Annotated in this window: 2 protein-coding genes and 2 pseudogenes; all 4 read left to right on the top strand. The window is 72.1% G+C overall.

Annotated features, from left to right (window positions below; genetic code table 11):
* Positions 1 to 144 precede the first annotated feature (144 nt).
* Positions 145 to 1,014, top strand: a complete 870-nt coding sequence (locus tag AMO33_RS16700; protein WP_060593175.1) for a M23 family metallopeptidase — start codon at positions 145 to 147, stop codon at positions 1,012 to 1,014.
* An 810-nt stretch (positions 1,015 to 1,824) separates the two neighbouring features.
* Positions 1,825 to 9,153, top strand: coding sequence for a non-ribosomal peptide synthetase (locus AMO33_RS16695; protein ID WP_240327543.1), 7,329 nt, complete (start codon positions 1,825 to 1,827; stop codon positions 9,151 to 9,153).
* A 221-nt stretch (positions 9,154 to 9,374) separates the two neighbouring features.
* Positions 9,375 to 15,143 (top strand): annotated as a pseudogene (locus tag AMO33_RS16690) (amino acid adenylation domain-containing protein); the annotation flags it as partial.
* A gap of 252 nt (positions 15,144 to 15,395) precedes the next feature.
* Positions 15,396 to 24,467: pseudogene (locus tag AMO33_RS16685) on the top strand (amino acid adenylation domain-containing protein); the annotation flags it as partial.
* Between the last annotated feature and the right edge of the window lie 16 nt (positions 24,468 to 24,483).

Here is a 24,483-nt window from a genome sequence, read left to right as displayed (position 1 = left end):
GACAGGGTAGAGTTCCCGTCACAACGGATGCCGAAACGTTACAAATCGCGGACCACGGCCGATCCCGACGACATGGTCGGCCCGGGTCAGCGGGTGACGCGGCGGCGTTCGTTGGCAACTGTAGGACGGACGCGAGGACGAATCTTGTCGCAGCACCGGCTTGGCCCCAGTTCCATCACCGTCGAGAGCCTGCTCGGCCACGGCGCCACGGGTCGTCCGACGCGTCACCGTGCCCAGTCCAGCCAGGGTGAGCGGGTGCGGGCCGCCGCGAGCGCCGCCGTCGCCGCGGGTGCCCTGGTCGGCGTCGCCGCGCAGGTCGCCCCGGCCCTCGCCGCCGCATCGCCGCTGGCCCCCGCGCGCAACACCGAGGCCGCCGAGGAGGCCATCGCGTTCAAGGGCACCGCCGAGATCCCGGCCGCCGAGGCGAAGCAGATCGCCGAGCCCGCCCCGGCCGCCGATCCCGCGCCGGTCACCCAGGTCGCCGCGCCGGTCGCGCAGAACGTCGCGCAGCAGCCGTTCGGTATCCCGAACCTGCCGCCGGAGATCGCCGCCCCGCTGGCCCAGGTCGAGGACGTGCTCAAGAACGTCCAGCAGCACGTGGCGCCGCCCGTGGCGGTTCGCCCGGTCGCCGGCGCCATCAGCTCCGGCTACGGCACCCGCTGGGGCCAGTTCCACTACGGGCTCGACTTCGCCGACGCGCTCGGCGCCCCGATCCGCTCGGTCAGCAGCGGCACCGTCATCGAGGCCGGTCCCGCCTCCGGCTTCGGCCTGTGGGTGCGCGTGCTGCAGGACGACGGCACCACCGCCGTCTACGGCCACGTCAACGACATGTATGTACAGGCGGGCCAGCGCGTCAACGCGGGCGACGTCATCGCCACCGTCGGCAACCGCGGCCAGTCCACCGGCCCCCACCTGCACCTGGAGATCTGGGACCAGGGCGGCAACAAGATCGACCCGATGCCCTACCTGGCCGCCAAGGGCGTCCCGATGCACTGGGGCCCGTCTGCCCACTGAGGGTAAGGAACGCGGCCGTAGACCGTGATCCGACCGCGTCCTCCGGCGAACGGATCGATACTTTCCGGACCGAGGGCGATCCCGTGCAACGCGGGGCCGATCACCCGCCCATGCCCCGGGGGACGTCGTACGGTCCGTTCACGCGGCCGACCCTGCGCCGGTCCCTCGTGCAAGCCGCTTTGTCGAGGGACGTGGGTCCGCAGGCGTGGCCGCCTCACGATGACAATGTCGGTTTGGCCGTCTCGGTGACGGGGGTCCGTTCCGCAGCCGTCTCCCGACGGCGTGAGTTCGCGGGCGTGGCCGTCTCGCGACGGCGGTGTCGGTTCGTTCGGATGGCTGCCTTCGATGACGGGGGTCCGTTCGCGCGGCGGTCTCGCGAGGGTGACGCGGGCTGGTTCGGGTGGCCGCCTTCGGCGACGCGGCCCGCAGGCGGCGTGGCCGTCTCGCGACGGCGACCTCGGCCTGCTAGCGTGCCCGTCTCACGTCGCCGTTTCGCACCCGACCAGCCCGTTTCGGCCTTCGCTCGGCCTACGCCTAAACTTCCTGTAACCGGTGTCAACACAAGCCGCAACCGCAGGGCGTTACCCCCTTGCGATCCGGCCCACACCGCCGGATAGTGTGAGCTGCGCCACTCGGTGGCAACGGGTCGATGTGGGGGGACGATTAGAACAGGGTTGCCGACGTTGTCGGGGGCAATGGCGCCAGGTCGAGCGGGCCCGGACTGCGCTGGCGCAGCAGAAAGCACGGCCTCGGGTGGGGCTGAGGTAACCGGCCGTGTGGCCATATGTGACGCGAGAGGTGTGCAGTCGGATGGATAGCGCTCGTCGTTCTGCCGGTACACGCGGTGCGGGTGGGCGTCGCCGCCGATCCGGTGCGGCGCTGTTGCCGCAGTTGCTGACGGCGGCTGTCGAGTCCGCGCCCGAGGCGGTGGCGCTGCGATTCAATCCGACGGGTGCGCCGGCCGATCAGCGCGAGCTGACCTACCGGGAATTGGACGAGTCCTCGTCGCGGCTGGCGCGGGAGCTGATCGACCGCGGCATGGGCCCCGGCGACTTCGTGGCGATGGGCATCGCCCGCTCGGTGGAGTCGGTGACCTCCCTGTGGGCGATCGCGAAGACCGGCGCGACCTATGTGCCGGTCGATCCGGCGTATCCGGCCGACCGCATCGCGCACATCCTCGGTGACTCCGGCGCCCGTGTGGGGCTGACCACGTCGGCGCATCGCGGCGCGCTCGGTGGCGATGTCGACTGGATCGATCTGGACGACCCGGAGCAGCTGGCCCGGATCGCCGCGCGCCCCGCGCACCCGATCTCCTACGCCGACCGGGTGCGCCCGCTCACCGCCGCGCATCCGGCCTGGGTCATCTACACCTCCGGTTCCACCGGCAAACCCAAGGGCGTGCTGGTCTCCCACCACGGCCTGGCGATGGTCGCCGCGGTCGGTGCCCGGTTCGGTTTCGGTGTCGGTTCGCGGGCCACCCACGTCACTTCGCCGAGTTTCGATTTCTCGCTGATGGAGATGCTGTTCGCCTTCTCCCAGGGCGCGACGTTGATCGTGGCGCCGCCGATGGTGTACGGCGGCGCGGAGATGGCCGAGCTGGTGCGGCGCGAGCAGGTGACCGATCTGCTGATGACCCCGGGTGCGCTGGAGTCGGTGGATCCGGCGGGTCTGGACTCGGTGCGCACCGTCGTGGTGGGTGGCGAGAAGGTCAATCCGGAGCTGGTGGCCCGCTGGCAGCGCCCGGATCGGGCGATGCACAACGTGTACGGGCCCACCGAGACCACCGTCATCGTGACCTCGGCGGAATTGCGCGCCGACGAGCCGGTCACCATCGGCACCGCGTTCCCCGGTGTGGGCGCCTACGTGCTCGACCCGCGTCTGCGGCCGGTGCCCGCCGGGGTGGTGGGTGAGCTGTATCTGGCGGGCCCGTCGCTGGCGTACGGGTATTGGGGTAGGCCGGAGTTGACCGCGGAACGGTTCGTTGCCAATCCGTTCGCTGCCAAATCGTCGGCTTCCGAATCCTCGGGCGGCGAAACCGATTCGGCCGGTTCCCGGATGTACCGCACCGGCGATCTGGTGCGCCGTCGCGAGTCCGACGGTGCGTTCGAGTACATGGGCCGCTCGGACTTCCAGGTCAAGATCCGCGGCCTGCGTATCGAATTGGGGGAGATCGACAACGCGCTGATCGCCCATCCCGACATCGATTACGCCGCGACCCTGGGTGTGACGTTGCCGTCGGGCACCACCGCGCTGGCCGCCTACGTGCTGGCCAAGCCGGGCACCGAACCGGACACCGCCGAGGTGGCCGAGTTCGTCGGGAAGACGTTGCCCGCGTACATGGTTCCGGCGTCGATCACGGTGCTCGACGAGCTGCCGCTGAACGCGGTCGGCAAGCTGGACCGGGCCGCGCTGCCCGCTCCGGTGTTCGCGGGCAAGGCGTTCCGTGCGCCGTCGAACCGCTACGAGCAGATCGTCGCCGACGTGTTCGCGGCGCTGCTGCTGCCGGATTCCGAGGAGCGGGTCGGCGCCGACGACGACTTCTTCGAACTCGGCGGCAACTCGCTGCTGGCCACCCAGGCGGTGGCCCGCATCGGCGCCGAACTCGACATCCGGGTGCCGCTGCCGCTGCTGTTCGAATCGCCGAGCGTGTCCGGGCTCGCCGCGCAACTCCAGCAGCAGCTCGGTGCGCCGTCGCGACCCGCGCTGCGCGCCGTGCCGCGTCCGGCGCGGGTGCCGCTGTCGTATGCCCAGCAGCGGATGTGGTTCCTCAACCGCTTCGATCCCGACAGCGGCGTCAACAACATTCCGGTCGCCGTGCGTCTCACCGGCGCGCTGCACGTGGACGCCCTGCGAGCCGCCGTGCGTGACCTGGTGGAGCGCCACGAGGTGCTGCGCACGGTCTACCCGGAGGTCGACGGGGACGGCGTGCAGGAGGTGCTGCCGCTCGACGACCCGCGCGCCGTGCCCGCGCTGGATGTGGTCACCGCGACCGAGGAGGAGCTGTTCGCTCAGGTCGGCACCGTCGCACTGGGCGGGTTCGACGTCACCGTCGCGCCGCCGGTGCGGCTGCGGCTGTTCGCGCTCGGGCCCGAGGAGCACGTGCTGCTGTGCGTGGTGCATCACATCGCCGGTGACGGCTTCTCGATGGGCCCGCTGACCCGCGACCTGATGTCGGCCTATTCGGTGCGCGTGAACGGCGACCGTCCGCGGTGGGCGCCGCTGGCGGTGCAGTACGCCGACTACGCGCTGTGGCAGCGCGAGACGCTCGGCGCCGAGGACGACCCGGATTCGCTGCTGGCCCAGCAGATCGCGTTCTGGCGGGAGCAGCTGGCCGGGCTGCCCGAGCAGCTGGACCTGCCCGCGGACCGTCCGCGTCCGGCGGTGATGTCCAACCGGGCCGCCGCGTACTCCTTCGAGCTCGACGCCGAACTGCACGCGGCACTGGACAGCCTGGCGCAGCAGCACAATTCGACGCTGTTCTTCGTCATGCACGCCGCGTTCTCGGTGCTGCTGGCGCGGCTGTCGGGGACCACCGACATCGCCGTCGGCACCGCGGTGGCCGGTCGTGGCGACGAGGCGCTCGACGATCTGGTCGGCATGTTCGTCAACACGCTGGTGCTGCGCAGCGACGTCGACCCGGACGCGAGCTTCGCCGAACTGCTCGCCCAGGTCCGCCAGACCGATGTGGCGGCCTTCGCGCACGCCGATCTGCCCTTCGAGCGGCTGGTCGAGCTGCTCGACCCCGCCCGGTCGATGGGCAGGCACCCGCTGTTCCAGGTGATGCTGACCTTCCAGAACATGGCCCACACCGAACTGCGGCTGCCCGGCCTCACCGCGGCGGCGCTGGAACTGGGTGCGCCGCTGGCGAAGTTCGATCTGGAACTGACCCTGGTGCCGCGTGAGACCGACGGCGCCCCGGCGGGCATGGCGGCCTCGTTCATCTACGCCACCGACCTGTTCGACGAGTCGACGATGGCAGCCTTCGCCGAGCGGTTGCGCCGCGTCCTGACCGCGGTGGTCGAGGACGCCCGGCGCAGCGTCGGCGCGATCGATCTGTTGGAGCCGGGGGAGCGGCAGCGGATCCTGCTGGACTGGAACGACACCGCGCACCCGCTGCCCGCGCGGCTGCTGCTGGACGGCTACCGTCGCGCGGTGGCCGCGCACGCCGACGCGGTGGCGCTGTCCTACGAGGGCGCCGAGCTGACCTACCGCGAGTTCGACGAGCGGGTCAACCGGCTGGCCCGGCTGCTCATCGCGCGCGGTGTCGGCGCGGAGTCGCTGGTCGGCCTGGCGATCCGGCGGTCGCTGGATCTCGTGGTCGGTATGTATGCGGTGGTCGCGGCCGGTGGCGCGTATGTGCCGTTGGATCCGGATCATCCGGCCGAGCGCATCGCGCACATCCTCGACACCGCGCAGCCGGCCTGCGTGCTGTCCACCACGGCGGATGCGGTGCCGGTGCCCGCGGGTACCGATCTGGTGCTGCTCGACACCGTCGATCTGGCGGGCTACTCGGCCGCGCCGGTGGAGGCGGCGGAGTTGGTGCGTCCGGTGCGTCGGGACAATCCGGCGTATGTGATCTTCACGTCGGGTTCGACGGGTCGTCCGAAGGGTGTGGCGGTCTCGCACGGGGCGATCGACAATCAGATCGAGTGGATGCTGTCGGAGTATCCGATGGGTCCGGGGGATGTGTATCTGCAGAAGACGGCGACGACGTTCGACGTTTCGCTGTGGGGTTACTTCATGCCGCTGCGGGCGGGCGCGAAACTGGTGGTCGCCACCCACGACGGCCACCGCGACCCGGTGTACATCGCCGAAACCATTGCCGCGCAGCGTGTCACGGTCACCGACTTCGTGCCCTCGATGTTGACGGTGTTCGCCACCCACACCGCGCCCGGCTCGGTGCCCACGCTGCGGGACATCTTCGTCATCGGTGAGGCGCTGCCGCCGGAAACCGTCGCCGCCGTCCGCGCGATGTCCGACGCCGCCGTGCACAACCTGTACGGCCCCACCGAGGCCGCGGTGTCGGTGACGTACTGGCCCGCCCGGGAGACGGACGTCGCCACGGTGCCGATCGGCCTGCCGCAGTGGAACACCCGGGTGTACGTGCTGGACGCGCGCCTGCGCGCGGTGCCCGAGGGTGTGGTCGGCGAGCTGTACCTGGCCGGTGCGCAGCTGGCCCGCGGCTATGTGTCGCGGCCCGATCTCACCGCCGACCGGTTCGTGGCCAACCCGTTCGAGCCGGGCGCGCGCATGTACCGCACCGGTGACCTGGTGGTGTGGCGCGATCAGCCGCACCGGCTGGAGTACTTGGGCCGCACCGACTTCCAGGTGAAGTTCCGCGGCCAGCGCATCGAGCTGGGCGAGATCGAGACCGCGCTGCTGGTGCAGCCGCAGATCAGCCAGGCCGCGGTGCTGGTGGTGCCGACGGCCACCGGTGACCAGCTCGTCGGCTACGTGGTGCCCCGCCCGGGCGAGACCGTCGACACCGACGACCTGCTCGCCGCCGTCGGCACGACACTGCCCGCCTACATGGTCCCGGCCGCGGTGGTCGTGCTCGACGCCTTCCCGCTCAACACCAGCGGCAAGCTGGACCGCAAGGCGCTGCCCGAACCCACCTTCCGCGCCAGGGAGTTCCGCGCGCCGGTGACCCAGGTGGAGGAGATCGTCGCCACCGTCTACGCCGAACTGCTCGGCCTGGACCGCGTGGGCGCCGACGACGACTACTTCGCACTCGGCGGCAACTCGCTGCTCGCGACCCGGGCGGTGGCCCGGATCAACGAGACGCTGGAGACCAACGTCTCGGTGCGCGATCTGTTCGAGGCGCCCACCGTCGCGGCGCTGGCGGCCCGCATCGTGCCCGGCGTGGGCCGCCACGCCGCCGCGCGCCCGCCGCTGACCAGGGCCGAACGGCCCGAGCAGGTGCCGCTCTCGCTCGCCCAGCAGCGGATGTGGGTGCTCAACCAGCTCGATCCCGCCTCGGCCGCCTACAACCTGCCGTTCGCGATCCGGCTCGCGGGCGCGCTCGACACCGACGCGCTGCGGCTGGCCGTCGAGGACGTGCTGGTGCGGCACGAGGCGCTGCGCACCCGGTTCCCCACCACGGGACCGGGCGGGCAGCCCTATCAGCAGGTGCTGCCGGTGACCGCGGTGCTGCCGCACGGTCTCGCGGTGGAGCACCCGGCCGACCCGCGCGCCCGCATCGGCGAGCTGATGTCGGCGGGCTTCGACGTGACCGAGGCCGCGCCGGTGCGCATCGCCCTGCTCGCCGCGGGCGCCGAGGAGCACGTGCTGGTCGTCGTGGTGCACCACATCTGCGCCGACGGCGTCTCACTCGCCCCGCTGGCCCGCGACCTGGTGACCGCCTACCTGGCCCGCACCGAGGGCGAGGCGCCCGGCTGGGCGCCGCTGCCGGTGCAGTACGCCGACTACGCCCTCTGGCAGCGCGCTGTCGTCGGTACCGACGAGGACCCGGATTCCCCGGCCGCGCGTCAGCTGGACTACTGGCGGCAGCAGCTGGCCGGGCTGCCCGGGGCGCTGGAACTGCCGCTGGACCGCCCGCGGCCCCCGGCGCCGTCCGAGCGCGGCGCCAGTGTCGGCATCGTCGTCGACGACGACGTGCACGCCGGGCTGGTCCGGTTGGCGCACGAGCACCGGGCGTCGCTGTTCATGGTCGTGCACGCCGCGCTCGCGGTACTGCTCGCCCGGCTGTCCGGCAGCTCGGACATCGCGATCGGCACCCCGGTCGCCGGCCGCGGCGAGCGCGCGCTCGACGACCTGGTCGGCATGTTCGTCAACACCCTGACCCTGCGCACCGAGGTCGACCGGGCCGCCTCCTTCCAGGCGCTGCTCGAGGCGACCAGGGAGACCGACCTGGCCGCGTTCGCGCACGCCGACATCCCGTTCGAGCGGGTGGCCGAGGTGATCGCGGGTGGCTCGCGTGAGCAGACCCCGCTGTTCCAGGTCGCCATCACCTTCGAGGATTTCGCCCCGCCGCGCGCCGAACTGCCCGGGCTCACCATCTCGCTGCTGGAATCCGACCAGCTCAGCGCCAAGTTCGACCTGCAGTTGGTGGTGCAGCCGACCCAGCACGCCGACGGCACACCCGGTGAACTGGCGATCTCGTTCACCTACGCCACCGACCTGTTCGACGAGGCGACCGTGGCGGCGATGGCCCGCCGCTTCGAACGCATCCTGCGGGCGGTGCGCGCGGACGCCGGCGCGATCGTCGGCGACATCGACATCCTCGACCCCGAGGAACGCGGTGCGGTGGCGGCGCCGGAGCCGGAGTTCGACGAGGACGAGTTCGTCGTCGCGGGCGGCACCGAGCTGCCGCAGCTGCTCACCGCCGCCGTCGAGGACGACCCGGACGCCCCGGCGCTGGCCGCCGGCGAGACCGAGACCAGCTTCCGCGAGCTCGACGCCGAGTCCTCCCGGCTGGCGCGGGTGCTCATCGCGCGCGGCTGCGGGCCGGGCAGCGTCGTGGCGGTGGCGCCCGCGCGGGACGTCGGCTCGGTGGTCGCGGTGTGGGCGGTGCTCAAGGCGGGTGCCGCCGTGGCGCCGGTCGGACGCGCGGAACTGCCCGAGGGCGCGGTCCTCGGTCTGGTCGCGGGCACCGCGGGTTCGCCGGACGGACAGTGGCTGCGGCTGGACTCGGCCGAGGTGCGTGACCTCGTCGCCGCCGAGTCGAGCAGGCCGGTCACCTACGCCAATCGCGTGACGGTGTTGCGCGGCGAGCATCCCGCGCTGGTGCTCGCCGACGGGGCGATCGTGACCTACGACGCGTTGGCGACCGCGGCCGAACGCATGCAGACGCGGGCCAAGCTGACCTACGAGTCGCGGACCTTCCGGCACGGCGGCCTGGACTCCGCGGCGTTCGTCGCCGAGATCGTGGCGGCGGGCGCGGCGGGGGCCACCCTGGTGCTCGCCCCCGAGGGGCCGGGCTACGACCTGACCGGAGTGCTGGCGGACGAGTGGATCACCCATTTGCTGGCCGACGACAGCGCGCTGTCCGGACTCGATACGGCCGAACTACCCGATTTGCGCGTGGTGGTGTTCGACGGCCATGATCGGGAGGCGGAAGCCGGGCAAGACATCGCAGTCTTCGCGCTCGCCGACTTCCTGAGGACCGCCCGCCGATGAAGTGAGCCCGGTCGCGGCATTCTCGAAAACGAAAGATCGCACGTGGTCAGGCAGCCCCTGATCGCGCCTGTGTAGTGCAGCCGTTGCCCGACAGGAGTGAGTGTGATGTACCAGCTTTCGACACGCGACCGGAGCTACCTCCTGGCGGGGGCCACCCGGTGAGCGGGGCGCGTAGCCGCCCCGTCCGATCCCGGCGGCCACGCGTCCCGGTGTTTCCCCAGCTGTTGGCGGCCGCTGTCGAAGCGAGCCCCGACCGCACCGCGGTGGTGTTCGCCGATGCGACGCGCACGCTCGGGTCGCTGACCTACGCCGAACTCGACGCGCGCTCCACCCGCCTGGCCAGGGCGTTGATCGCGCGCGGCGTCGGGCCGGAGGATCTGGTCGCGCTGGGGATGCCCCGGTCGCTGGAGTCGGTGGTCGGCATGTGGGCGGTGGCGAAGACGGGTGCCGGCTTCCTGTCCGTCGACCCGGCCTATCCCGCCGACCGGGTCGCGCACATGCTCGCCGATTCGGGCGCGGTGCTCGGCCTGACGGTCGCCGAGGTGGCGGATAGCCTTCCGGCGCAGGTCGACTGGCTGGTCGTCGACGGTGAGCGCGTGCGCGCCGAGTGCGCGGCGCAGTCGAGCGAGCTGATCACCAACGCCGACCGGACGCGGCCGTTGCGCGCCGAGCACCCGGCCTACGTCATCTACACCTCCGGTTCCACCGGGCTGCCCAAGGGCGTCGTGGTCTCCCACGCGGGCATCGCGGGCATCCGCGCCGAGCAGGCCGCCCGCTACGAGGTGGACGGCGCGTCCCGGGTGCTGCACTTCGCCTCGCCTTCGTTCGATCTCTCGGTGTTCGAGCACCTGTTGATGCTGGCGGGCGCCGCGACGCTGGTCGTGGTGCCGCCGACCGTGTACGGCGGCGCCGAGCTGGCCGAACTGCTGCGGCGCGAGCGGGTGACACACGTGGGGATGACGCCCTCGGTGCTGGCCTCGCTCGATCCCGCCGGACTCGACGACCTGCGGGTGGTGGTGGCGGCCGGTGAGGCGTGCCCGCCGGAGCTGGTGCGGCGCTGGACGATTCCGCTCCCCGACGGCCGCAGCCGCCGGTTCTTCAACGGCTACGGCCCCACCGAGACCACCATCGTGACCAACCTGAGCGACGCGCTCGCCCCCGACCGGCCGGTGACACTCGGCCCGCCGTTGCGCACGGTGCGCGAGTACGTCCTCGACGAGCGGTTCGTCCCGGTGCCCGTCGGCGCGGTCGGCGAACTGTACATCGCGGGCCCGCAGCTGGCGCGCGGTTACCGGGCCAGGCCCGCGCTCACCGCGTCCCGTTTCGTGGCGAACCCGTTCGAGGCGGGCACCCGCCTCTACCGCACCGGCGACCTGGTGCGCAGGCTCGCCGACGGTGATCTGGAATACCTGGGCCGCAACGACTTCCAGGTGAAGATCCGCGGCTTCCGCATCGAGCTCGGTGAGATCGACGCCGTGCTGGCCGGACACGAATCGGTGAGCTTCGCGGTCACCGTCGGGCACCGGCTCGACAACGACGCGACGGTGCTGGCCGCCTACGTGGTGCCCGCCGACGGCGCCGAGATCGACATCGAGGCGCTGGTCGCGCATGCCGCGGCCGCGCTGCCCGCGCACATGGTGCCGACCGCGATCACCGTGCTCGACGAGATCCCGTTGACCCCCGTCGGCAAGCTGGACCGCCGGGCGCTGCCCGCGCCGGTCCTGCGCACGACCGAGTTCCGGGCGCCGTCCGGCCGGCTGGAGGAGCTGGTCGCGGGCGTGTTCGCGCAGGTGCTCGGCGGGGACGTGCGGGTGGGTGCCGACGACGATTTCTTCGAACTCGGCGGCAATTCGCTGATCGCCACCAGGGTGGCCGCCCGGCTCGGGGCGGAACTGGGTGTGCGGGTGGACGCGCGCGCGGTCTTCGAGGCGCCGACGGTGAGCGGGCTGGCGGCCCGGCTCGCGGACACCACCGGGCACGAGACCCGCCGTGCCCTGCGGGCGGGTCCGCGTCCGGAGCGCATACCGCTGTCGCTGGCCCAGCAGCGGATGTGGTTCCTCAACCGGTTCGAGCCGGACTCGGCGGCCTACACCATTCCGATCGCGCTGCGGATGACCGGCGCGCTGGACGTGCCCGCGCTGGCCGCGGCCGTGCGGGACCTGGTCGCCCGGCACGAGGTGTTGCGGACGGTGTACCCGGAGACCGCCGAGGGGCCCGCGCAGGTGATCCTGCCGCCGGGCGACCGGACCCCGGAGCTGGAGGTGCGCGACGTCGTGCCGGAACAGCTGCACACGGCCGTCGCCGGCGTGCTCGGCGCGGGATTCGACGTCACCGCCGAGGTGCCGTTGCGCATCGTGCTGTTCCGGGTCGCCCCGGAGGACTTCGTGCTCGCGATGTCGGTGCACCACATTTCGGGTGACGGCTCGTCGGGTGGGCCGTTGACGCGGGATCTGATGACGGCCTACGCGGCGCGGGCGGCCGGGCGCGCCCCGGAGTGGGCGCCGTTGCCGGTGCAGTACGCCGACTACAGCATCTGGCAGCGCGAGGTGCTGGGCAGCGAGGACGACCCGGACACCGCCGCCGCGCGTCAGATCGCCTACTGGCGGGCCGAACTCGCGGGCCTGCCGGATCAGCTGGATCTGCCGACCGACCGACCCCGCCCGGCCGTGCAGTCCTATGACGGCGATGTGGTCGATATCCGCATCGATGCCGAGTTGCACCGTGGGCTGGTGGAGTTGGCGCGGGCCGAGGGTGCGACGTTGTTCATGGTTGTGCACACGGCGTTGGCGGTGTTGCTGGCCCGGTTGTCGGGTGGTGACGACGTGGCGGTGGGCACGCCGATCGCCGGTCGTGGTGAGGCAGTGCTGGACGACCTGATCGGCATGTTCGTCAACACGCTGGTCTTCCGCAGCCGCATCGACCCCGGTGAGTCGTTCACCGAACTGCTGGCCCGCCAGCGGGAAACCGATCTGCGCGCGTTCGCCCATGCCGGTGTGCCGTTCGAGCGGCTGGTCGAGGTGCTCAACCCGGTGCGCTCCACGGCCAGGCATCCGCTGTTCCAGGTCGGCTTCTCGTTCCAGAATCTGGCCGAGGCGAGCCTGGAGTTGCCGGGGCTGCGCGTGTCGGGTCTGGATGTGGATGTGCATGTCTCGCAGTTCGATCTGCACTGGATCGTGGGCGACCGTTACGACGAGAGCGGCGCGCCCGCGGGCATGGGCGGTGCCCTGACCTACGCCACCGCGCTGTTCGACCCGGCCACCGTGCGCGGCTTCGTGGACCGGTTCGAGCGGTTGCTGCGCGAGGTGGTCGCCGCCCCGCGCACCGCGGTCGGCGAGATCGATCTGCTGGATCCGGTCGAGCGGGAGCGACTGACGCGCGGCGTCAACGCCACCGACCATCCGCTCCCGCCGGGCACCCTGGCCGATCTGCTGGACGCCTCGGCGGCCGCGGCCTCCGCCCACGCCGTCGCCCTGGTGGACGCCGATCGCCGCCGGATCTCCTGGCCGGAGCTGGACGCCCGGGTCAACCGCCTGGCCCGCACCCTCATCGCGCGAGGCGTCGGCCCCGAGGATCGGGTGGCGTTGGCGCTGCGGCGCGGTGTCGATCTGGTGGTGGCGATGTATGCGGTCGCCCGTGCGGGTGGTGCGTATGTGCCGGTGGATCCGGATCAGGCGGCCGAGCGCACCGACTACATCCTGCGCACGGCCGCACCGGTGCTGGTCCTCACCGACGCGGCCACGGGTTTCACCACCGAGGTCGCCCCGGTCCTGTCGGTCGACGGCGCGGTTGCGGACTCGGCCGCGCCGATCACCGACGCCGACCGTCGTGCGCCGCTGCGCCCGGACCACACCGCCTACGTCATCTTCACGTCCGGTTCCACCGGACGGCCCAAGGGTGTGGCGGTGCCGCACGCCGCCGTGGTGAACCAGTTGCGGTGGAAGATCAGCGAATTCGAGCTCACCGCCGACGACGCGGTGCTGCTCAAGACGGCCGCCACCTTCGACCTGTCGGTGTGGGAGTTCTGGTCGGCCGCGGCGTGCGGCGGGCGGTTGGTGATCGCCGCGGCCGACGGGCACCGCGACCCGGCCCGGTTGCACGAGCTGATGGAACGGGAGAACGTCACCGTCCTGCACACCGTGCCCTCGATGCTGGACGCGCTGCTCACCGCCTCCGGCGAGGTCCTGCCGGGCTCGCTGCGCTGCGTACTCGCCATCGGTGAGGCGCTGCCCGCCGCGCTGGCACAGCGCACGCTGGCCTCCGGTGTCGCGCTGTTCAACCTCTACGGTCCCACCGAAGCGGCGGTGTCGATCACCGGCCACCACGTGACGGACGCCGATCAGATCTCGGTGCCGATCGGCCGCCCGGAGTGGAACTGCCGGGTCTACGTGCTCGACGCCCGCTTGCGGCCGGTGCCGGTGGGGGTCTCCGGTGAGCTGTACCTGGCGGGCGCGCAGCTGGCGCGCGGCTATTTCGGCAAACCGGAGCTGACCGCGGAACGGTTCGTCGCGAACCCGTTCGCCGCCGGCGAGCGAATGTATCGCACCGGCGATGTGGTGGCGTGGAATTCCGGCGGGGAATTGGAGTACCGGGGACGCGCCGATTTCCAGGTGAAGATCCGCGGTTTCCGCATCGAACTCGGCGAGATCGAGGCCGTGTTGCAGGCGCAGCCGGGCGTGGCCGCGGCGGCGGTGGCGGCGAAATCCGACGCCACCACCGGCGAGCGTCTGGTCGCGTATCTGGTGCCGTCCGACCCGGTCGCGGGCGTCGACGTCGCCACACTGCCGTCCCGGCTGGCGGGACGGCTGCCCTCCTACATGGTGCCGAGCGCGTTCGTGGTGCTCGACGCGCTGCCGCTCAACGTCAACGGCAAACTCGATCGCAAGGCCCTGCCCGACCCGGTGTTCGAGGCCCGCGAATTCCGCGCGCCGACGACCCCGCTGGAGGAGACCGTCACCGCGGTGTTCGCCGAAGCGCTCGGCGTGGACGCGGTCGGATTGGACGACAACTTCTTCGAGCGCGGCGGGAATTCCCTGGTGGCCACCCGGGTCGCGGCGCGGCTCGGGGCGGAACTGGGGATCCCGGTGCCGGTGATGTGGCTGTTCACCACGCCCACCCCGGCCGGGGTGGTGGCCCAGGTCATCGCGGAGCGCACCGGTGTGGGGTCGATCTCGCGGACGGCCTTCGACGTGCTGTTGCCGCTGCGGGCGGGGACGGGCGCGCCGCTGTTCTGCATCCACCCGCTCGGCGGCATCGCCTGGTCCTTCGCCGGGCTCGCCGCGCATCTGGAGACGGACCGGCCGATCTACGGCCTCCAGTCACCGGCGCTCGGCTCGCGCGAATCGCTGCCCGACACCACCGAGAAATGGGCGCTGCGCTACCTGGAGGAGATCCGGTCGGTGCAGCCACAGGGGCCGTATCACCTGCTGGGCTGGTCGCTGGGCGGTGTGCTCGCGCACGCCATCGCGGTGCAACTGCAGGAAGAAGGCGAACGGGTGGAGTTGCTGGCCATGATGGACAGCTACCTGCCGGAGGCCATCGACCCGAGCATGATCCCGGCCGAGCCGGTGCCGATGACCGAACTGCTGGGCGGGCTGCTCGGTCAGCAGGTCACCGATCTCGGCATCGACGACGGCGCGCCCGGACCCGCCGAACTCGCGCGGCGACTGGCCCAGCTGCCCGAGCCGTTCGCCTCCTTCGGCGCCGACCGCATCGAACGGGTGCTCACCGCGGCGCGCCACTCGCTCCGGGTGACCGCGGGCTACCGGCCGCACCGATTCGAGGGCGACCTCGTCTACTTCAGCGCGGTCGAGGACGAGCCCACCGGACGCCTCGGCGCCGACACCTGGACGAGCGCGATCGGCGGCCGCATCGACACCCACCCGGTCCCCACCACCCACTGGCGGATGACCACCACCGCCGGGCTCTCCGCGATCGGCCGGGTCCTCGACCGCTTCTTCACCGCCGCGGAGCGCACCGATCCGACGCCGTAACACCGGACGCGTGTCCTACCGATGAGCTGTGGGTGAACTCGCTCGGGCCAAGCAACTGCTTGGCCCGAGCGGGCGCTGACCTGCTCACGCACCGCTGTCCATGACGTGACAGGGTAGATGGCGACGCACCGCAGGCCGTGTCTCCGACGGGCGGTGCACGCTCGGCAGAAGTGGTAGGAAGTTCCGGATGGTTGATCGGTTGGGTATGTGGCAGACGACCTCGCAGCGCGTCGTGAGCGTCGGAGCGGGCGCATGACCCGCCCCACCCGCGTGCGCCCCGCACGGACCCGCCGCCCCCGCCTCACCGCCCTCCCGCAGCTGATGGCCAAGGCCGTGGAGGCCAATCCGGCCGGCGTCGCCGTGCTGTGCGCGGACGCCACCGACACCCTCGGTCAGCTGACCTACGCCGAACTGGACGAGCGGTCCACCCGCCTGGCGCGGGCGCTCATCGCGCGCGGCATCGGCCCGGAGGATCTCGTCGCGCTCGGCATCCCGCGCTCCGTCGACTCGGTGCTGGCCTGCTGGGCGGTGGCCAAGACCGGCGCGGGTTTCGTGCCGGTCGATCCGAACTATCCCGCCGACCGGGTCGCGCACATGCTCGGCGACTCCGGCGCCGTCGTCGGCATCACCGTCGCCGACGTGCGCGACGACCTGCCCGGCGACGTGGAATGGCTGGTGCTCGACGACCCGGCCACCGTCGACCTGCTCGCCGCGCAGTCCGGCGAGCCGGTCACCGGCGTGGATCGGGTGCGTCCGCTGCTGGCCGAGCATCCGGCCTATGTCATCTACACCTCCGGCTCGACCGGTCTGCCCAAGGGCGTGGTCGTCACCCAGGCCGGGCTGGCGAGCTTCTGCGAGGAACAGCGCGAGCGGTACCGGGTCACCGAGGAGTCGCGCACGCTGCACTTCGCCTCGCCCTCGTTCGACGCCTCGGTGCTGGAACTGTTGCTGGCGCTCGGTGGCGCGGCGACGATGGTCGTGGTCTCGCCCACGGTGTACGGCGGCGCCGAGCTGGCGGGGCTGCTGCGTCGCACCGGGGTGACGCACGCGTTCATCACCCCGGCCGCGCTGGCCTCCATCGACCCCACCGGACTCGACGATCTGCGCGTGGTGGTGGCCGGCGGCGAGGCCTGCCCGCCGGAGCTGGTGCGCCGCTGGGCGGTGCCGCTGGCCGGTGGCTCGGTGCGCGAGTTCTACAACGGCTACGGCCCCACCGAGACCACCATCATGACCAACATCAGCGAACCGTTGCGGCCGGGGGAGCTGGTGACGATCGGCGCGCCGATCCGCAATGTGGCCGCCTACGTGCTCGATTCGCGGCTGCGGCTGGTGCCCACCGGTGTGGTGGGTGAGCTGTATCTGTCCGGCGCGCAGCTCGCCCGCGGCTACGGGAACCGCCCGGGGATGACGGCGGGGCGGTTCGTGGCCAACCCGTTCACCGGGGACGGCGCGCGCATGTACCGCACCGGCGACCTGGTCCGCCGGACCGCATCCGGTGCGCTGGAGTACCTGGGCCGCAACGACTTCCAGGTGAAGATCCGCGGCTTCCGGATCGAACTGGGCGAGATCGACGCGGTGCTGGCATCGCACGAGAACGTGGATTTCGCGGTGACCGTCGGGCACCGGCTCGACAACGGCAGCACCATCCTCGCCGCGTACGTGCACGCCGCCGACGGCAGCCCGCTCGACACCGCCGAACTCACCGCGCTGGCCGAGCAGCAGCTGCCCGCGCACATGGTGCCCACCTCGATCACCGTGCTCGACCAGATCCCGCTGACCCCGGTCGGGAAGCTGGACCGCCGCGCGCTGCCTGCTCCGGCCTTGCACACCAAGGAGTTCCGCGCGCCCGCAGGCCGGTTCGAGGAGATGGTGGCGCAGGTCTTCGACGACGTGGTGGGCGACGGTTCCCCGATCGGCGCCGCCGACGACTTCTTCGAGCTGGGCGGCAACTCGCTGATCGCCACCCAGGTGGCGGCCCGGCTGGGTGCGCTGCTGGAGACCAAGGTGCCCACCCGGCTCATCTTCGAAGCGCCGACGGTGGCCAGGCTGGCCGAGCGGATCGCCGAACTGTCCGGGCAGGGGGGACGCACCGAACTGCGCTCGGGCCCGCGCCCCGAGCGGATCCCGCTGTCGCTGGCACAGCAGCGGATGTGGTTCCTCAACCGGTTCGAGCCCGAGTCGGCCGCCTACAACATCCCGATCGCGATCCGGTTGTCCGGCGCGCTGGACGTGCCCGCGCTCGGGCAGGCGATCGCGGATCTGGTGGCGCGGCACGAGGTGCTGCGCACCGTCTACCCCGAAACCGCGCACGGTCCGGTGCAGGTGATCCTCCCGTCCGGGGACGCCTCGCCGGAGCTGGAGGTGCGCGATGTCGCGCCCGAGCAGGTGCGCGCCGCGGTGGCGGAACTGCTCGGTGCCGGGTTCGACGTCACCCGGGAGGTGCCGCTGCGGGTGGTGCTGTTCCGGGTGACGGCCGAGGACTTCGTGCTCGCGATGTCGGTGCACCACATTTCGGGTGACGGCTCGTCGGGTGGGCCGTTGACGCGGGATCTGATGACGGCCTACGCGGCGCGGGCGGCCGGGCGCGCCCCGGAGTGGGCGCCGTTGCCGGTGCAGTACGCCGACTACAGCATCTGGCAGCGCGAGGTGCTGGGCAGCGAGGACGATCCGGAATCGCCCGCCGCCAAGCAGATCGCCTACTGGCGTGACCAGCTGGCCGGTCTGCCCGATCAGCTGGATCTGCCGACCGATCGGCCGCGCCCGGCCGTGCAGTCGTTCCAGGGCAGCGTGGTCGACATTCGCATCGATGCCGAGTTGCACCGTGGGCTGGTGGAGTTGGCGCGGGCTGAGGGTGCGACGTTGTTCATGGTCGTGCACACGGCGTTGGCGGTGTTGCTGGCCCGGTTGTCGGGTGGTGACGACGTGGCGGTGGGGACGCCGATCGCCGGTCGTGGTGAGGCGGTGCTGGACGACCTGATCGGCATGTTCGTCAACACGCTGGTCTTCCGCAGCCGCGTCGACGGCGCGGAACCCTTCACCGAGCTGCTGGCCCGCCAGCGCGAAACGGATCTGCAAGCGTTCGCGCACGCGGATGTGCCGTTCGAGCGGCTGGTCGAGGTGCTCAACCCGGTGCGCTCCACGGCCAGGCATCCGCTGTTCCAGGTGGGCCTGTCGTTCCAGAATCTGGCCGAGGCGAGCCTGGAGTTGCCGGGGCTGCGCGTGTCGGGTCTGGATGTGGATGTGCATGTCTCGCAGTTCGATCTGCACTGGATCGTGGGCGACCGTTACGACGAGAGCGGCGCGCCCGCGGGCATGGGCGGTGCCCTGACCTACGCCACCGCGCTGTTCGACCGGGCGACCGCCGAGGTGTTCGTGGAGCGTTTCGTGCGATTGCTGCGCGCGGTCGTGGCCGCGCCGCGCACCGCCGTGGGCGACCTGGACCTGCTCGAGCCCGCCGAGCGGCAGCGCCTGCTCGTGGACGTCAACGCCACCGACCATCCGCTCACCCCGGGCACGCTCGCCGATCTGCTGGACGCCTCGGCGGCCGCCGCCTCCGGGCACGCGGTCGCGCTGGTCGGCCCGGACGGCGGCCGGGTGTCCTGGCCCGAACTCGACGCCCGGGTCAACAGTGTTGCGCGCGTGTTGATCTCGCGCGGCGTCGGCCCGGAGGATCGGGTGGCGTTGGCACTGCGGCGCGGTGTCGATCTGGTGGTGGCGATGTACGCGGTCGCCCGTGCGGGTGGTGCGTACGTGCCGGTGGACCCGGATCAGGCGGCCGAGCGCACCGACTACATCCTGCGCACGGCCGCACCGGTGCTGGTCCTCACCGACCGCGCGACGGGTTTCACCTCCGACATCGCCCCGGTGCTGGCGGTCGACGGCGCGGTTGCGGACTCGGCCGCGCCGATCACCGACGCCGACCGTCGTGCGCCGCTGCGCCCGGACCACACCGCCTACGTCATCTTCACGTCCGGTTCCACCGGACGGCCCAAGGGTGTGGCGGTGCCGCACGCCGCCGTGGTGAACCAGTTGCGGTGGAAGATCAGCGAATTCGAGCTCACCGCCGACGACGCGGTGCTGCTCAAGACGGCCGCCACCTTCGACCTGTCGGTGTGGGAGTTCTGGTCGGCCGCGGCGTGCGGCGGGCGGTTGGTGATCGCGAGCCCCGACGGGCACCGCGACCCCGCCTATCTCACCGAGCTGATGGCGCGCGAGGGCGTGACCACCCTGCACCTGGTGCCGTCCATGCTGGACGCGCTGCTCACCGCCTCCGGCGACGCACTGCCCGGTTCGCTGCGGCGGGTGCTCGCGATCGGTGAGGCGCTGCCCGCGGCGTCGGCGCAACGCGCGCTGCGCACCGGCACCGCGCTGTTCAACCTGTACGGTCCCACCGAGGCGGCCGTCTCCATCACCAACCACCTCGTCACCGAGGCCGACCGGTCGACGGTGCCGATCGGCGCGCCGGAGTGGAACAGCCGCGTCTACGTGCTCGACGGCAGGCTGCGGCCGGTGCCGGTCGGCGTGTCCGGTGAGTTGTACCTGGCGGGTGCGCAATTGGCGCGCGGCTACTTCGGGCGGCCCGAGCTGACCGCCGAGCGGTTCGTCGCGAACCCGTTCACGCCCGGTGCGCGGATGTACCGCACCGGCGACGTGGTGGCGTGGAACGCCGCGGGGGAGCTGGACTACCGGGGGCGCACCGACTTCCAGGTGAAGATCCGCGGTTTCCGCATCGAACTCGGCGAGATCGAGGCCGTGTTGCAGGCGCAGCCGGGCGTGGCGGCGGCCGCGGTGGCCGCGCACTCGGACCCGCACACCGGTGATCGGCTCGTCGGGTACGTGGTGCCCGCCGATCCCGCGGCCGAGGTCGACACCGCGGCGATCAAGACCGCGCTGGCCACCGAGCTGCCGTCGTACATGGTGCCGAGCGCGTTCGTGGTGCTCGACGCGCTGCCGCTCAACGTCAACGGCAAACTCGACCGGAAGGCGTTGCCGGAGCCGGTGTTCGAGCCCCGTGAGTTCCGCGCGCCCACCACTCCGGTGGAGGAGATCGTCGCCGAGATCTTCACCGATGTGCTCGGGGTCGAGCGCGTCGGCGCCGACGACGACTTCTTCGCCCTCGGCGGCAACTCGCTGATCGCGACCCAGGCCGCTGCCCGGATCGGCGCCGCACTCGACACCGAGGTGCCGGTCCGGCTGCTGTTCGAGGCCGCCACCGTGGCCGCGCTGGCGGTCCGGGTGGAGGCACAGGCGGGCGCCGGACGGCGCCCGGCGCTCACGCCGCGGCCGCGCCCGGAGCGCATTCCGCTGTCGCCGGCCCAGCAGCGCATGTGGCTGCTCAACGGCATCGACGGCGGCGCCGCCGTCTACAACATCCCGGCCGCGGTCCGGCTGACCGGCACCCTGTCGGTGCCCGCGCTCCAGCAGGCCGTCGCCGACGTGCTGGCCAGGCACGAGGTGCTGCGGACGGTCTACCCCGCGCACGACGGCACCGCCCACCAGGTCGTCCTGCCGGTCGACCACGTGGTGCCCGACCTCACCCCGCGCGTCGTGCCGGCCGCCGCGCTGCGCGAGCACATCGCGGCCGAGCTGGGGACCGGCTTCGACGTCACCCGCGAGGTACCGGTGCGGGCCGTGCTGTTCCGCGTGGCCGAAGATCCGGCCGAGCACGTGCTCGTGCTGGTCGTGCACCACATCGCCGCCGACGGCTGGTCGATGGCCCCCTTCACCCGCGACCTGATGGTCGCCTACGCCGCCCGCGAGATCGGCGAGGCGCCGTCGTGGCAACCGCTGCCGGTGCAGTACGCCGACTTCAGCCTGTGGCAGCGCGAACTGCTCGGCGACGAGAACGACCCGGCCTCCCCGGCCGCCCGTCAGCTGGCGTACTGGCGCACCGCGCTGGCCGGTCTGCCGGACGCGTTGAGCCTGCCGTTCGACCGGCCGCGGCCCGCCATCCAGGAGACCGCGGCCCGCGCGGTGGCCGTGCACATCGACGCGCGGACCCACCGCGCGCTGCTGGAGCTGGCGCGCGCGCAGCACGCGACGCTGTTCATGGTCGTGCACACGGCGCTGGCGGTGCTGCTCGCCCGCTGGTCGCGCGCCGACGACATCGCCATCGGCACGCCCGTGGCGGGCCGGGGTGACGCCGCACTCGACGATCTGGTCGGCATGTTCGTCAACACCCTGGTGCTGCGCACCCGGGTCGACTCCGCCACCCCGTTCACCGAGCTGCTCGCCCGCCAGCGCGACACCGACCTGGCCGCCTACGCCAACGCCGACGTCCCGTTCGAGCATCTGGTCGACGTCCTCAACCCGGTGCGCTCCACCGCCCGGCACCCGGTGTTCCAGGTGATGCTGGCCTTCCAGAACCAGGCCCGCGCCGGTCTCGAGCTGCCCGGCCTGTCGGTCTCGGCCATGGAGTTCGAGTCCGAGCAGACCGAATACGACCTGCAGCTGATGGTCGCCGACGGCTACGACGAGCACGGCGAACCCACCGGTATCGCGGGCAAGGTGGTCTACCCGACCAGCCTGTTCGACGCGGCCACCATCGAAGGCTTCGCGCGGCGGTTCGAACGCGTCCTGGCCGCGCTCGCCGAGGAACCCGGCCGTCCGGTCGGCGACGTCGACTGGCTCACCGACGCCGAACGCACCGAGGTACTGACCACCCGCAACGCCACCGCGCACCCGCTCGACGAGTCGGCCACGCTGGTCTCGCTGGTCGCCACCGGCACCCGCATCGACCCCGACGCGGTGGCGCTGGTCGACGGCGCACTCACCGATCAGCGCAGCGAAGTCAGCTACGCCGAGTTCGACGCCCGGGCGAATCGCCTTGCCCGGCATCTGATCTCGCTGGGTGTCGGACCCGGTTCCCGGGTCGTGGTCGCACTGCACCGGTCGGTCGATCTGCTGGTGGCGATCCACGCGGTGCTGCGCACGGGCGCGGCGTACGTGCCGGTGGATCCCGACCACCCGGCCGAGCGCACCGCCTACGTGCTCGACCTGTCCGAGCCGAGCTGTGTGCTCACCCACGCCGCCGCCGATTTCCGCACCGAGCGGGCACCGGTGCTCCACGTGGACGCGCTGGACCTGTCCGGCTACCCGGCCGATCCGGTGACCGACGCCGACCGCCGCGCGCCGCTGCGCCCGGCGGACACCGCCTACATCCTGTTCACCTCCGGCTCGACCGGACGGCCCAAGGGCGTCGCCGTGCCGCACCGCGCGGTCGCCAACCATGTGCGCTGGTTCGTCGCCGAGTACGGGATCGGCGCCGCCGACGTGTCACTGTTCAAGACCACCATCACCTTCGACATGTCGGTGTGGGACGTGTTCGTGCCCTTCGTCACCGGCGGCCGGGTGGTGATCGCCGGCCGCGACGGGCACCGCGATCCGCGCTACCTCGCCGAGGTGATCGCCGCCGAGCGGGTGACCGTCATCCCGTTCGTGCCGTCGATGCTGCGCGCCATCGTCGACACCCTCGACGGTGCCGCGTTGGACACGCTGCGGGTGATCTGGCTGGCCGGTGAGGCGCTGTCCGCCGAGACGGCCGCGGCCGCGCGCCGGGTCTCGCGGGCCCGGCTGGACAACCTCTACGGCCCGACCGAAACCGCGGTCGTCACCATGACCGCGCGGGTGCCCGCCGACGCCGCAGGCATCGTGCCCATCGGCGCCCCCATCTGGAACGTGCGCGCCTACGTGCTCGACGACCGGCTGCGGCCGGTCCCGGTCGGTGTCGCCGGCGAGCTCTACCACGCCGGTATCCAGCTCTCGCACGGCTATTTCGGTCGCCCGGACCTCACCGCCGCCCGGTTCGTGGCCAGCCCCTTCGGCGACGGGGAGCGGCTCTACCGCACCGGCGACCTGGTGCGCTGGACCACCGACGGACAGGTGGAATACTTGGGCCGCACCGACTTCCAGGTCAAGGTGCGCGGTCTGCGGATCGAGCTCGGCGAGATCGAGACGGCGCTGCTCGGCCACGACGCGGTCCGCCAGGCCGTCGTCGTGGTGCACACCGACGCGCAGCTGGGCGACCAGCTCGTGGGCTATGTCGTGCCCGAGCCGGGAAGCGGCGAGCTCGACGCCGAAGCGTTGCGCGCACACCTGGCCGCGCTGGTGCCCTCCTACATGGTGCCCGCCGCCTTCGTGCTGCTCGCCGAGCTGCCGCTCAACGCCAACGGCAAGCTCGACCGGAAGATGTTGCCCGAGCCGGAATTCGCCGCCCGCTCGCAGCGGCAGGCCCGAACGCCGGTGGAACGCACCATCACCGGGGTCTTCGCCGAGGTGCTCGGTCTCGACTCGGTCGGCATGGACGACAGCTTCTTCGAACTCGGCGGCAATTCGCTGGTCGCCACTCGGGCGGCGGCCCGGCTGGGCGAGGAACTCGGGCTGCGGGTGCCGGTGGTGTGGCTGTTCACCACGCCGACCCCGGCCGGGATCGCCGGGCAGGTGCTCGGTGCTGGTGCCGCGGAACGTGCCGATGGAGCGCCGGCGTTCGATGCCGGTGCGGCGTTCGACGTGCTGTTGCCGCTGCGGGCGGGGACGGGCGCGCCGCTGTTCTGCATCCACCCGTTCGGCGGCATCGCCTGGTCCTTCGCCGGGCTCGCCGCGCATCTGGGCGGCGACCGGCCGATCTACGGCCTGCAGTCCCCGGCCCTCGGGTCGGACGAGACGTTGCCCGACTCCACCGAGAAGTGGGCGCTGCGCTACCTGGAGGAGATCCGGTCGGTGCAGCCGCGCGGACCGTATCACCTGCTGGGCTGGTCGCTGGGCGGTGTGCTCGCGCACGCCATCGCGGTGCAACTGCAAGCCGAGGGCGAGCAGGTCGAACTGCTGGCGATGATGGACAGCTACCTGCGTTCGGAGATCGCCGAGTCCGCGATCCCGGCCGGGGAGGCGCCGCTGGCCGAACTGCTCGGCGGCCTGCTCGGCGACGACGCCCCCGGCGTGGACCTGGCCGTCGGCGACGGTGTGGACGGGGCCGATCCCGCCGGCCTCGCGCGCCGGTTGGCCGAGTTGCCCGAACCGTTCGCCTCCTTCGGTGCCGACCGCATCGCCCGGGTCCTCGACGCCGCCGTTCGATCGGCGACTGTCACCGAGCGGTACCGACCCCGTCGGTTCGCCGGTGAACTGGTCTATTTCGCCGCCGCCGAGGACGATCCGACCGGCAGCGTGGGCGCGGCCACCTGGGCCACGGCGGTCGACGGACCCATCCGCACCATCGCGGTGCCCACCACGCACTGGCGGATGACCACGGCGGCCGGTCTCGCGGTGATCGGACGGACGCTCGACGAGCTGAACGCGGCGCACGAGGCGGCGACAGACCGAACCTGATGTCCGGTTTGTGATC

Origin of the sequence: Nocardia farcinica (genome assembly GCF_001182745.1) — a bacterium.
Lineage (GTDB): Bacteria > Actinomycetota > Actinomycetes > Mycobacteriales > Mycobacteriaceae > Nocardia > Nocardia farcinica.
This window is presented reverse-complemented; position numbering and strand designations above follow the sequence as displayed.